Below are 12,242 nucleotides of genomic sequence, written 5' to 3' on the forward strand. Positions count from 1 at the left end.
CCTTCCCGGTTCCCGCTTCCGCGTTTCCCTTTCCGGCGGCTCCGACTTTATCAGAGATTCTGAGTCGGAATTTCCCTCCCTCCGGGAGCCGTTCCGACGCACGAGGTGGTCGGGTGCCCGTCCGGGAGGAGTTGTAAACGTACTGGAGCGGGGCGCCCCGATGCAAATCGCGACGCCCCGCTCCAGGTTCACGCGGGCGCGGGGTCCGGTGGACCCGTCAGACCTCCACGACCACAGGGAGGATCATCGGCCTGCGCCGGTACGTGTCCGAGACCCACTTGCCCAGTGTCCTGCGCACCAGCTGCTGGAGCTGGTGCGGCTCGACGATGCCCTCCTGGGCGGAACGTTCGAGGGACTCCGTGATCTTGGGAACCACCTCGCCGAAGGCCGAGTCCTCGATCCCCGAGCCACGGGCCTGGATGTGCGGCCCGCCCGTGATCTTGCCGGTGGACGAGTCGATGACGACGAAGACCGAGATGATCCCCTCGTCGCCGAGGATCTTGCGGTCCTTCAGCGCCGGCTCGCCCACGTCGCCGACCGAGAGGCCGTCGACGTACACGTATCCCGCCTGGACCTTGCCGGAGATCTTCGCCTTGCCCTCGACGAGGTCGACGGCGACGCCGTCCTCGGCGATGACGATGCGGTCGTGCGGGACACCGGTCAGGGCGCCCAGCTCGGCGTTGGCACGCAGGTGGCGCCACTCGCCGTGGACCGGCATCAGGTTCTTCGGGCGGCAGATGTTGTAGAAGTACAGCAGCTCGCCGGCCGAGGCGTGGCCCGAGACGTGGACCTTGGCGTTGCCCTTGTGGACCACGTTCGCGCCCCAGCGGGTCAGACCGTTGATCACGCGGTAGACCGCGTTCTCGTTGCCCGGGATGAGGGACGACGCCAGGATCACTGTGTCGCCCTCGACGATGCGGATCTGGTGGTCCCTGTTGGCCATGCGGGACAGGGCGGCCATCGGTTCGCCCTGGGAGCCCGTGCAGACCAGGACCACTTCGCTGTCGGGCAGGTCGTCGAGCGTCTTGACGTCCACCACCAGGCCCGGCGGGACCTTCAGGTAGCCCAGGTCCCTGGCGATGCCCATGTTGCGGACCATGGAGCGGCCGACGAAGGCGACCCGGCGGCCGTACTCGTGCGCCGTGTCCAGGATCTGCTGGATGCGGTGGACGTGGCTGGCGAAGCTCGCCACGATGATCCGCTTGCGGGCGCCGGCGAAGACCTGGCGCAGGACGTTGGAGATGTCCCGCTCGTGCGGCGTGAAGCCGGGGACCTCGGCGTTCGTGGAGTCGGAGAGGAGGAGGTCGATGCCTTCCTCGCTCAGGCGCGCGAACGCGTGGAGGTCCGTGAGGCGGTTGTCCAGCGGAAGCTGGTCCATCTTGAAGTCGCCGGTGTGGACCACCATGCCCGCGGGGGTGCGGACGGCCACGGCCAGCGCGTCGGGGATGGAGTGGTTGACCGCGACGAACTCGCAGTCGAAGGGGCCGATGCGCTCGCGGTTCCCTTCCGCCACCTCCAGGGTGTAGGGGCGGATGCGGTGCTCCTGGAGCTTGGCCTCGATGAGGGCGAGGGTCAGCTTGGAGCCGATCAGCGGGATGTCCGCCTTCTCCCGGAGGAGGTAGGGGACGCCGCCGATGTGGTCCTCGTGGCCATGGGTGAGGACGATGCCCTCGATGTCGTCGAGGCGGTCCCGGATGGACGAGAAGTCCGGCAGGATCAGGTCGATTCCGGGCTGCTCCTCCTCGGGGAAAAGCACTCCGCAGTCGACGATCAGCAGGCGGCCGCCGTACTCGAAGACCGTCATGTTCCGGCCGATCTCGCCGAGGCCACCGAGCGGGGTGACCCGCAGGCCGCCCTTGGGGAGGGGCGGCGGCGGGCCGAGTTCAGGATGCGGATGACTCAAAAGACTCTCCTCACCACACACGCCACGTACCGGTGGGGCACGTGGCGCGCATGACGTTCGTGCAGAAGCAGTTGTCGTGTGGGTGCAGGCACCGGTGGCCTGCGTCTTCAGTTGTGGAGCCTGCGTGCGCGAGCGGTCGCGCGAAGTCTGTTGTCAGAGCTGTACCCCGCCGGCGGCGAGATCGAGCTTGAGCTGCTCGATCTCTTCCGGCGTGCACTGCACCATGGGGGCGCGCAGCGGGCCGGCGGGCAGGCCCTTCAGGGCGAGCGCCGCCTTCGCGGTCATCACGCCCTGGGTGCGGAACATACCCGTGTAGACCGGCAGCAACCTCTGGTGGATCTCGGTGGCCTTCTGGACCTCGCCCGCGGTGTACGCCTCGGCCAGGGCGCGCAGCTCGGGGGTGACGACATGGCCGACGACCGAGACGAAGCCGACCGCGCCCACCGAGAGCAGGGGCAGGTTCAGCATGTCGTCGCCGGAGTACCAGGCGAGGCCGGAGCGGACGATGGCCCAGCTGGCGCGGCCGAGGTCGCCCTTGGCGTCCTTGTTGGCGACGATCCGCGGGTGCTCGGCGAGGCGGACGATCGTCTCCGTGGTGATCGGGACGCCGCTGCGGCCGGGGATGTCGTAGAGCATGACCGGCAGCTCGGTGGCGTCGGCGACGGCCTTGAAGTGCTGGTAGAGGCCCTCCTGCGGGGGCTTGTTGTAGTAGGGGGTGACCACCAGGAGGCCGTGCGCGCCGGCCTTCTCCGCGGCGCGGGCGAGCCCGACGCTGTGGTGGGTGTCGTTGGTGCCGACGCCGGCCACGACGTGGGCGCGGTCGCCGACCGCCTCCAGGACCGCTCGTACGAGATCCGATTTCTCCGCGTCGGTGGTGGTGGGGGACTCGCCGGTGGTGCCGTTGACGACCAGGCCGTCGTTGCCTGCGTCCACCAGGTGCGCGGCGAGCCGCTGCGCGCCGTCGAGGTCGAGTGCGCCGTCCGCCGTGAAGGGCGTGACCATGGCGGTGAGGACCCTCCCGAAGGGGGTCTGCGGAGTGGAGGTCGGAGCCATGGTTACACGCTACTCGCTGCTCAGGGTGGGGTCTGCCCTCGGGGCGGGCGACCAGTCGTGACACAGGGGGAGCCCGGCACTGCCTGCTCGGGGGTTCAAGCAGTGCCGGACCCGTTTGATCAGGCTAGATGAACTTCTCTAAATGCCGCAATACGGACACTTCGCGAGGTTGATCCGCCCTCCGCGCCCAGCGGGGGAACAGGGGCGCCTCACGGCGCCACGCGGCCGTTCGCGTTGAAGGCCGCGTGGGTGAGCGGCATGAGCCTGGCCCACTCGGCTTCCATCTTCTCGCCGACCATCTCGATCTCCCGCTGCGGGAAGGAGGGGACCTTCGCCAGCTCGTGCCGGGTGCGCAGGCCGAGGAAGTGCATCAGGGAGCGGGCGTTGCAGGTGGCGTACATCGAGGAGTAGAGGCCGACGGGGAGGACCGAGCGGGCCACCTCGCGGGCGACGCCGGCGGCGAGCATCTCCTGGTAGGCCTCGTACGACTGCCGGTAGGAGTCCTCCATGACGCGGCCGACCAGCTCCTGCTGGGCCCGGGTGCCCTCGACGAACCTGTACTTGCCCGGGCGGCCCTCCTGGACCAGCTTGCGGGACTCGTCGGGGACGTAGAAGACCGGCTGCAGCTCGCGGTAGCGGCCCGACTCCTCGTTGTACGACCAGCCCACGCGGTGCCGCATGAACTCGCGGAAGACGAAGATCGGGGCGCTGATGAAGAAGGTCATCGAGTTGTGCTCGAAGGGGCTGCCGTGCCGGTCCCGCATCAGGTAGTTGATCAGGCCCTTGGAACGCTCGGGGTCCTTGTCCAGTTCGTCCAGGGACTGCTCGCCGATCGTCGAGACGCGGGCGGCGAACAGCACGTCCGCGTCGGACGCGGTGTGCTTGACCAGCTCGACGGTGACGTCGCTGCGGAAGCTGGGCTTGAGGTCGTCGGCGGGGGTGTCGGTCACGACGGGAACGGTCCTTCCATCACTTCTTCCGGACACTTCTTCCGGGCGGCGAACACTCTACGGCCCGGCGCCGACACCGGGCGTTCGGTGCCGGGCCACGACATAGGGCGGCGAAGTTCTGCGAATTCACGGAAAGCGGGCACCTTTCGGGGCATCCGATCGTCTGTGTTGACGACAGTGATCAGTTCGAGTCCCGGAAGGAGACGCACCCCTGATGTCCCGCCGGCGCGAACCCGTCCCGTTCGCCTTCCTCGCCGAAGCCGACAGGTTCCGCAGCAATGTCGCTCCCCCGCCCCGTGAGCGGGTCTCCCTCGGCCAGATGGCCGGGCGCTGGCTGCTGGGACTGACGATCGTCGCCGCGCTCGCGGGGTCGTTGGTGCTCGGCATGCCGGCGCTGTCGCTCGACCCCTCCTCCCCGCGGACGCAGCAGTCCCAGGCCTCCGACGGGCGCTGAACCCGCAGGGCTCCCCCGCTGACGCCATCCGGCCCCCCGAGGGTGGTGACCGGGGACACAGGTCGGTAGCCTCACCGGGCACAGCCCACGCATGGAGCGAGTGAGGACCAGCCGTGCCCCTGCCCTTCCTGACGGCCGACCGCGCCTTCGACGCGGTGGACGACGTCGCGCTGCCGTACGACGACCGAGATCGCTGGCGGCGGCCCTACCGTCCGGGGCCGTGGCGGGTGGGCGTGGCGGCGCTGTTGCTGCTGCTCGCCTCGTTCGTGCTGGTCGCGGCGGCGCTCATCGCGGCGACGGGCACGCCGTCGGAGGGCGGCGTGGTCCTCGGCATCGCGCTGGCCGTCATCGCCGTCGCCCTGCGGCTGCTGCGCGCGGGCGTGTGGGTGAGCGCGCAGGGGCTGCGGCGCACGGGCTTTTTCACGACGCGCACGACACCCTGGGGGCAGGTGGCCGGCGTGCGGACGGTGCAGCAGCCGGTGCGCTGGCTCGGGCTGCCGCGCGCGGTGCAGGGGCAGGCCCTGCACCTGGACCGGCGGGGCCGGGCCGCGGGCGCCGTACCACCGCTGCTGACCACGCACAACGCGGATTTCCTGGCACGAACGGAGGCGTTCGACCGGGCCGCCGACGCGGTGCGGGCGTGGGCCGAGGAGCACGGGCGGCCGTGAGCACCGGCGGGCGGGGCCCGGTCCGGGCCCGGACCGGGCCCCGCCCGCTCGTGCGAAGAGGTCACCGCGAGGCGTCGTGCAGGGCGATCGCCCGTTGCATGGCCTTGCGGGCGCGCGGGGTGTCACGGGCGTCGTGGTAGGCGACGGCGAGCCGGAACCAGCTGCGCCAGTCGTCGGGCGCCGCCTCCGTCTCGGCCTTGCGCCGGGCGAAGACCTCGTCGGCCGAGTCGCGGTCGATACGGCCGCTGGGGGTGCGTTTCAGCTCGTCGACGGGCAGGCCGCCCTCGGCGTCCAGCTCGGCGGCGAGCCGGTTGGCCTTGCGGACGAACTGGGTGTTCTTCCACAGGAACCACAGGCCGATCACCGGCAGGATCAGCACCGCGACGCCGAAGGCGACGGTGAGGGGCGTACCGGTCTCGATGAGCAGCACGCCGCGGCTGCCGGCCAGGACGAAGTAGACGACCAGGACGGCGGCCGTGACGGCGTAGGAGATCTTCGCGCGCATGGGGGTCGGGGGCTCAGCTCAGTCCAGGTCCAGGAAGTGTTCCAGGCCGAAGGTGAGGCCGGGGGTCGTCACGATCCGGCGCACGCCCAGCAGGATGCCCGGCATGAAGCTGCTGTGGTGCAGGGAGTCGTGCCGGACGGTGAGGGTCTCGCCCTCGCCGCCGAGCAGGACCTCCTGGTGGGCGAGCAGGCCGCGCAGGCGGACCGCGTGCACGGGGACGCCGTCGACGTCCGCGCCGCGGGCGCCGTCCAGGGCGGTGACCGTGGCGTCCGGGGCGGGGGCGGAGCCGGCCCGGCGGCGGGCCTCGGCGATGAGCTGGGCGGTGCGCGTGGCGGTGCCGCTGGGGGCGTCCACCTTGTTCGGGTGGTGCAGCTCGACGACCTCGACGGACTCGAACCAGGGCGCGGCGATCTGCGCGAACTTCATGGTGAGCACGGCCCCGATGGAGAAGTTCGGCGCGATGAGCACGCCGGTCTCCGGGGACCGGCCGAGCCAGCCCCTCAGCTGCGCGAGGCGCTCGTCGGTCCAGCCCGTCGTGCCGACGACCGCGTGGATGCCGTGGCGTACGCAGAAGTCGAGGTTGCCCATGACCGAGGCGGGGGTGGTCAGCTCGACGGCGACCTGGGCGCCGGTCTCGGCCAGCGTCTCCAGCTTGTCGCCCCGGCCGAGGGCGGCGACGAGTTCCATGTCCTCGGCGGCCTCGACGGCCCGTACGGCTTCCGAGCCGATCCGGCCCTTGGCGCCGAGGACCGCCACGCGCAGCTTGCTCATCTCTTCTGCTTCCTTACCGGAGGGGTTAGGCGACGGCGTCGTGCAGCCGGGCCGCCTGCTTGTCCTTCAGCGGGCCGATGACCGACAGCGAGGGCCGCCGGCCGAGGACGTCGCGGGCGACCGAGCGGACGTCGTCCGGGGTGACCGAGGCTATCCGGGCCAGCATGTCGTCGACGGACATCTGCTCGCCCCAGCACAGCTCGCTCTTGCCGATGCGGTTCATCAGCGCGCCGGTGTCCTCCAGGCCGAGGACCGTGGAGCCCTGGAGCTGGCCGATGGCGCGGCCGATCTCGTCGTCGGACAGGCCGTGCTCGGCGACGTGGTCGAGTTCGTCGCGGCAGATCTTCAGCACGTCGTGCACCTGGCTGGGACGGCAGCCCGCGTACACGCCGAACAGGCCGCAGTCGGCGAAGCCGGAGGTGTACGAGTACACGCTGTAGGCCAGGCCGCGCTTCTCGCGGACCTCCTGGAAGAGCCTGGACGACATCCCGCCGCCGAGGGCCGTGTTGAGCACGCCGAGGGCCCAGCGGCGCTCGTCGGTGCGGGACAGGCCCGGCATGCCGAGGACGACGTGCGCCTGCTCGGTCTTGCGGCCGATCAGCTCGACCCGGCCCGCGGTGCGGACGGTGCGGCTGCCGCCGCGCGGGGCGACGGGGGCGGCGCCCGGGTTCTTCAGGGCGCCGGCCTTCTCGAAGGCGGCGCGGACCTGCCGCACGACCTTGGTGTGATCGATGTTGCCGGCGCACGCGACCACCAGGTGGGTGGGGTCGTAGTGCTTCTTGTAGAAGCGGCGGATGCGGTCGGCGGTGAGGGCGTTGACCGTGTCGACCGTGCCGAGGACCGGGCGGCCGAGGGGGTGGTCGCCGAACATCGTGTGCGCGAACAGGTCGTGCACGCAGTCGCCCGGGTCGTCCTCGGTCATCGCGATCTCCTCGAGGATCGCGCCGCGCTCGACGTCGACGTCCTCCTCGAGGATGAGGGAACCCGTCAGCATGTCGCAGACGACGTCGATGGCCAGGGGCAGGTCGGTGTCGAGCACGCGCGCGTAGTAGCACGTGTACTCCTTGGCCGTGAACGCGTTCATCTCGCCGCCGACCGCGTCGATGGCGGAGGAGATGTCCAGCGCGCTCCGGCGCGACGTGCCCTTGAAGAGCAGGTGCTCCAGGTAGTGCGTGGCGCCGTTCAGGGACGGCGTCTCGTCGCGGGAGCCGACGTGCGCCCAGATGCCGAAGGTGGCGGAGCGGACCGAGGGCAGCGTCTCGGTGACGATCCGCAGACCGCCCGGGAGGGTGGTCTTGCGGACCGTGCCGATGCCGCCGGTGCCCTCGATGAGGGTTTGGGTACGGGCGACGGCCCGCGCCCCCGAGGAGATGCGGGCCGTCGCCTTGGAGCCGCGGGACGTCACTGGTCGGCGTCGTCCTTCTTGGTGTCGGAGCCGCTGTCGGACGCGGTTTCCTCGCCCTCGATCACCGGAACGAGGGAGAGCTTGCCGCGGGAGTCGATCTCGGCGATCTCGACCTGGACCTTGTGGCCCACGCCGAGCACGTCCTCGACGTTCTCCACGCGCTTGCCGCCGGCCAGCTTGCGGATCTGCGAGATGTGCAGCAGACCGTCCTTGCCGGGCAGCAGGGAGACGAACGCACCGAAGGTGGTCGTCTTGACGACCGTGCCGAGGTAGCGCTCGCCGACCTCGGGCATGGTCGGGTTGGCGATGGAGTTGATCGCCGTACGGGCGGCCTCCGCCGAGGGGCCGTCGGCGGCGCCGATGTAGATCGTGCCGTCGTCCTCGATGGTGATCTCGGCGCCCGTGTCCTCCTGGATCTGGTTGATCATCTTGCCCTTGGGGCCGATGACCTCGCCGATCTTGTCGACCGGGATCTTGACGGTGATGATCCGCGGGGCGTGCGGGGACATCTCGTCGGGCCGGTCGATGGCCTCCATCATCACGTCGAGGATGTGCAGGCGGGCGTCGCGGGCCTGCTTCAGGGCGGCGGCCAGGACGGAGGCCGGGATGCCGTCCAGCTTGGTGTCGAGCTGGAGGGCGGTCACGAAGTCCTTGGTGCCGGCGACCTTGAAGTCCATGTCGCCGAAGGCGTCCTCGGCGCCGAGGATGTCGGTCAGCGTGACGTAGTGCGTCTCGCCGTCGATCTCCTGGGAGATCAGGCCCATGGCGATGCCGGCGACCGGGGCCTTCAGCGGCACACCGGCGTTCAGCAGCGACATGGTGGAGGCGCAGACCGAGCCCATGGACGTCGAGCCGTTGGAGCCGAGGGCCTCGGAGACCTGACGGATCGCGTACGGGAACTCCTCGCGCGACGGCAGGACCGGGATCAGGGCGCGCTCGGCGAGGGCGCCGTGGCCGATCTCGCGGCGCTTGGGGGAGCCGACGCGGCCGGTCTCGCCGGTGGAGTACGGCGGGAAGTTGTAGTTGTGCATGTAGCGCTTGCGGGTCACCGGCGAGAGGGTGTCCAGCTGCTGCTCCATGCGGAGCATGTTGAGGGTGGTGACGCCCAGGATCTGGGTCTCGCCACGCTCGAACAGCGCGGAGCCGTGCACCCGCGGGATGGCCTCGACCTCGGCGGCGAGCGTACGGATGTCCGTGACGCCGCGGCCGTCGATGCGCTTCTTCTCCTTGATCACGCGCTCGCGCACCAGCTGCTTGGTGAGCGCGCGGTACGCGGCGGAGATCTCCTTCTCGCGGCCCTCGAACTCCGGCAGGAGCTTCTCGGCGGCGAGCTGCTTGACGCGGTCCAGCTCGGCCTCGCGCTCCTGCTTGCCGGCGATGGTGAGCGCCTGGGCGAGCTCGGGCCGGACGGCGGCGGTCAGCGCCTCGAAGACGTCGTCCTGGTAGTCCAGGAAGATCGGGAACTCGGCGGTCGGCTTGGCGGCCTTGGACGCGAGGTCCGACTGGGCCTTGCAGAGCACCTTGATGAAGGGCTTCGCGGCCTCCAGACCGGCGGCGACGACCTCCTCGGTGGGCGCCTCGGCCCCGCCCTCGACCAGCTTGATCGTCTTCTCGGTGGCCTCGGCCTCGACCATCATGATCGCGACGTCGCCGTCCTCCAGGACGCGGCCCGCGACGACCATGTCGAAGACGGCGTCCTCGAGCTCGGTGTGCGTCGGGAAGGCCACCCACTGGCCGCGGATCAGCGCGACGCGGACGCCGCCGATCGGGCCGGAGAAGGGCAGGCCGGCCAGCTGCGTGGACGCGGACGCGGCGTTGATCGCGACGACGTCGTACAGGTGGTCGGGGTTGAGGGCCATCACTGTGGCGACGACCTGGATCTCGTTGCGCAGGCCCTTCTTGAAGGACGGGCGCAGCGGGCGGTCGATCAGGCGGCAGGTGAGGATCGCGTCCTCGCTCGGCCGGCCCTCGCGGCGGAAGAAGCTGCCGGGGATCTTGCCGGCGGCGTACATCCGCTCCTCGACGTCGACCGTCAGCGGGAAGAAGTCGAGCTGGTCCTTGGGCTGCTTGGAGGCGGTGGTGGCCGACAGCACCATGGTGTCGTCGTCCAGGTACGCCACGGCGGAACCGGCGGCCTGCTTGGCCAGGCGGCCCGCCTCGAAACGGATGGTGCGGGTGCCGAAGGCGCCGTTGTCGATGACGGCCTCGGCGTAGTGGGTCTCGTTCTCCACTAGCGTTTTCTCCTCGTCTTCGTCCTCGCTGCCCGTGTGGCAGGGGGACGGTGGCGGAGAAGCGCTCCGTCTGGTGCGGGCCGGTCTTCGATCGAAGCACCCGGGTTCGCTCGCCCGGGGGCCACTACCGAGGACCGGCGGCGGCGAGGTGCGCTCCTCCTCGTTCGTCTTACGTGATGACGCCGTACCCACTATGGGCGGGTCGTATCACGCTGTGTCATGCATAGTGCATCGTGCTACCACACTACAAAGAGGCAGTGACAGTGCGCACGTACAGCAAAGGGAGCGGCCCCCGATCTCTGGGAACCGCTCCCTTCACGGCGTCTTACTTGGCGCCCGCCGCACCGCGGCGGATGCCGAGGCGGTCGACCAGCGTACGGAAACGCTGGATGTCCTTCTTGGCGAGGTACTGCAGCAGCCGGCGGCGCTGACCGACCAGGATCAGCAGGCCGCGGCGGGAGTGGTGGTCGTGCTTGTGGGTCTTGAGGTGCTCGGTCAGGTCGGAGATCCGACGGGACAGCAGAGCGACCTGGACCTCGGGGGAGCCGGTGTCACCCTCCTTGGTACCGAACTCGGCGATGATCTGCTTCTTCGTGGCGGCGTCGAGCGACACGCGTACTCCTCATGGTCTGTGAGCGGCCACCGAGTGCCCCCGGTCTTCTTCGCGGGGGGACTTCCACAACTCGGGAGGCGGGGATCCGCTGGGCGCGGCCTCCAGAGCGGAGGGCTCCGGGGGTGCGTACACGAACGGCCGTCACTCAGGGTACCAGCCTGGCCGGACGCGATCGTCCGAGGCCCGCTGCGGGGTCAGCCCGTCAGGGAGCGCACGGTGGTCAGGACGCCCAGCGCGGCGAGGCACAGCGGGACCAGGGTGAGCAGGACGGCCGACTCGGCGAGGTCGAGGAAGCGGCCCCAGAAGGGGGACAGCCCCTTGCGCGGGACGATCAGACCGATGGCGGTGACCAGGGCGGCGCCGGCCGAGACCGCCGCCGTCAGCCAGATCGTGCGCGTGTCGAGCGCTCCCCGGTCGTCGTGCAGGACGAACTCGGTCAGGGCCTCGGCCGGCGGGTTCAGCGCCAGGCCGAGCAGCAGCAGGGCGACGGCGCCGATGCCCGCGACGAGGACGCAGGCCACCTGGGACGTGTAGCGGAACAGACGGGCGCGGATCAGCATGGACAGGCCGGTGGCCAGGGCCAGGAGCTGTCCCCAGAGGTTGTCCGAGAAACCGAGGACGGCCGCGGACCCCACGACGACGGCCGCGGTACCGCCCACCAGGCCCAGCAGCATCTCGTGACCGCGCCGGGCCTGGGCGGCGATGCGCTCGGCGTCGAGGGCCTCGGCGTCGGGGCCGTGCGCGGGGCCCGGGTCGAGGTCGTCGTGGGCGGCGGAACGCGGGGACGCGTAGCCGATGGGCAGCCGGGCGAAGCGCGCGGACAGGCCCGGGAGGAAGGCGACCACGCCGATCGCGCAGGGGGCGCACACCGCCGCGGCGGCGGTGGCGGACGCCTCGGCGGCGATCGCCACGAAGGTGGCCAGGGTGCCCACCGCCGCCAGGAAGGTGGCCGCCACGAAGGGCGCGTCCGCGCCGGGAGCGCACGCGACCAGGGCCACCGAGGCCACCAGGACGGCCACGCAGCCCAGCATGAACTGCAGCTTGCCCGGCCCCTGCCCGGCCGCGGGGGCGACGATCCCGGATCCCGCGATCAGCAGCAGCGGCAGCGCCCCCAGTCCGAGGGCGACGGCCGAGCCCCGGTCGCCGTAGACCCGTGCGCGCACACCGGCGAAGGCGGTCAGCAGCACGCCCAGGCCGCCCGCGACGACGCCCGGCAGGCCGTGCATGTCGTGGCGCACCGGATCGGCGAACCACAGGACGAATCCGAGCAGCAGCAGAAGCAGGGCGCCCGCGGTCAGTCCCGCCACGCGCAACAGGTCGTCGCTCCACAGGTGCCGGTCGCGCACGACCGCGGAGGCGACCGCGTCCGCCACGTCGTCGTGGACGGCGGGCGGCAGGGACTCCGCGAACGGGCGCAGGCTGAGCACCTCGCCGTCCAGGACCCGCTCGTCGGCGAGCGTGCGGGCGCCGTCGAGGACCCGGCCGTCACGGCGCACCAGGTGGTACCCCGTGGGGCTGCCGACCGGCTGGGTCTGTCCCGTCAGGCGCAGGATCTCCGGATAGACGTCGGCCACGGGGATGTCCACCGGGAGCGCCACGTCGATACGGCTGTCGGGCGCCACGACAGTGACTCGGCAGAACCCGGTCGCCGTGGTCGTACTCACCTTCACTGACCCCCTGCTTCGCGGA

11 protein-coding genes are annotated in these 12,242 nt (G+C 70.9%); 2 read left to right on the forward strand and 9 right to left on the reverse strand.

Annotated elements, in window-relative coordinates; genetic code table 11:
• Positions 1-217: 217 nt before the first annotated feature.
• The 3 genes from ABD363_RS27780 to thyX form a co-directional block, all read right to left on the reverse strand.
• Positions 218-1,903: a ribonuclease J gene (locus ABD363_RS27780; RefSeq protein WP_344608383.1), complete on the reverse strand. Its 1,686-nt coding sequence runs from the start codon at positions 1,901-1,903 to the stop codon at positions 218-220.
• 153 nt (positions 1,904-2,056) lie between these two features.
• The gene (gene dapA, locus ABD363_RS27785; protein ID WP_344608385.1) at positions 2,057-2,956 is read right to left on the reverse strand and encodes a 4-hydroxy-tetrahydrodipicolinate synthase; all 900 of its coding nucleotides are present in this window, start codon (positions 2,954-2,956) and stop codon (positions 2,057-2,059) included.
• A gap of 209 nt (positions 2,957-3,165) precedes the next feature.
• The gene (thyX, locus tag ABD363_RS27790) at positions 3,166-3,906 is read right to left on the reverse strand and encodes an FAD-dependent thymidylate synthase (RefSeq protein WP_344608387.1); all 741 of its coding nucleotides are present in this window, start codon (positions 3,904-3,906) and stop codon (positions 3,166-3,168) included.
• Positions 3,907-4,120: 214 nt separating this feature from the next.
• Between thyX and ABD363_RS27795 the strand changes: the two genes are divergently transcribed.
• Both ABD363_RS27795 and ABD363_RS27800 read left to right on the forward strand, forming a co-directional pair.
• Positions 4,121-4,360: a hypothetical protein gene (locus ABD363_RS27795; protein ID WP_344608389.1), complete on the forward strand. Its 240-nt coding sequence runs from the start codon at positions 4,121-4,123 to the stop codon at positions 4,358-4,360.
• 113 nt (positions 4,361-4,473) lie between these two features.
• Positions 4,474-5,028, forward strand: a complete 555-nt coding sequence (locus tag ABD363_RS27800) for a hypothetical protein (protein WP_344608391.1) — start codon at positions 4,474-4,476, stop codon at positions 5,026-5,028.
• Positions 5,029-5,089: 61 nt separating this feature from the next.
• On the opposite strand, the gene ABD363_RS27805 is transcribed toward ABD363_RS27800, so the two are convergent.
• From ABD363_RS27805 to eccD, 6 genes are all read right to left on the reverse strand, one after another.
• The gene (locus ABD363_RS27805) at positions 5,090-5,533 is read right to left on the reverse strand and encodes a tetratricopeptide repeat protein (RefSeq protein ID WP_344608393.1); all 444 of its coding nucleotides are present in this window, start codon (positions 5,531-5,533) and stop codon (positions 5,090-5,092) included.
• Between the two features lie 18 nt (positions 5,534-5,551).
• Positions 5,552-6,304 carry a 4-hydroxy-tetrahydrodipicolinate reductase gene (dapB, locus tag ABD363_RS27810; protein WP_344608395.1) on the reverse strand — a complete coding sequence of 251 codons (753 nt, stop codon included), beginning with the start codon at positions 6,302-6,304 and terminating at the stop codon, positions 5,552-5,554.
• Positions 6,305-6,329: 25 nt separating this feature from the next.
• On the reverse strand, positions 6,330-7,709 hold the full coding sequence (locus ABD363_RS27815; RefSeq protein ID WP_344608397.1) for a M16 family metallopeptidase: 1,380 nt from the start codon (positions 7,707-7,709) through the stop codon (positions 6,330-6,332).
• Complete coding sequence (locus ABD363_RS27820) at positions 7,706-9,940, reverse strand: polyribonucleotide nucleotidyltransferase (RefSeq protein WP_344608399.1); 2,235 nt, start codon at positions 9,938-9,940, stop codon at positions 7,706-7,708. Before ABD363_RS27820 ends, ABD363_RS27815 begins: the two co-directional genes overlap by 4 nt.
• Positions 9,941-10,265: 325 nt before the next feature.
• Positions 10,266-10,553, reverse strand: coding sequence for a 30S ribosomal protein S15 (rpsO, locus tag ABD363_RS27825; RefSeq protein ID WP_030619140.1), 288 nt, complete (start codon positions 10,551-10,553; stop codon positions 10,266-10,268).
• 194 nt (positions 10,554-10,747) lie between these two features.
• Positions 10,748-12,217 carry a type VII secretion integral membrane protein EccD gene (gene eccD / locus ABD363_RS27830; RefSeq protein WP_344608403.1) on the reverse strand — a complete coding sequence of 490 codons (1,470 nt, stop codon included), beginning with the start codon at positions 12,215-12,217 and terminating at the stop codon, positions 10,748-10,750.
• Between the last annotated feature and the right edge of the window lie 25 nt (positions 12,218-12,242).

This window comes from Streptomyces glaucus (assembly GCF_039533365.1).
GTDB classification, from domain to species: domain Bacteria; phylum Actinomycetota; class Actinomycetes; order Streptomycetales; family Streptomycetaceae; genus Streptomyces; species Streptomyces glaucus.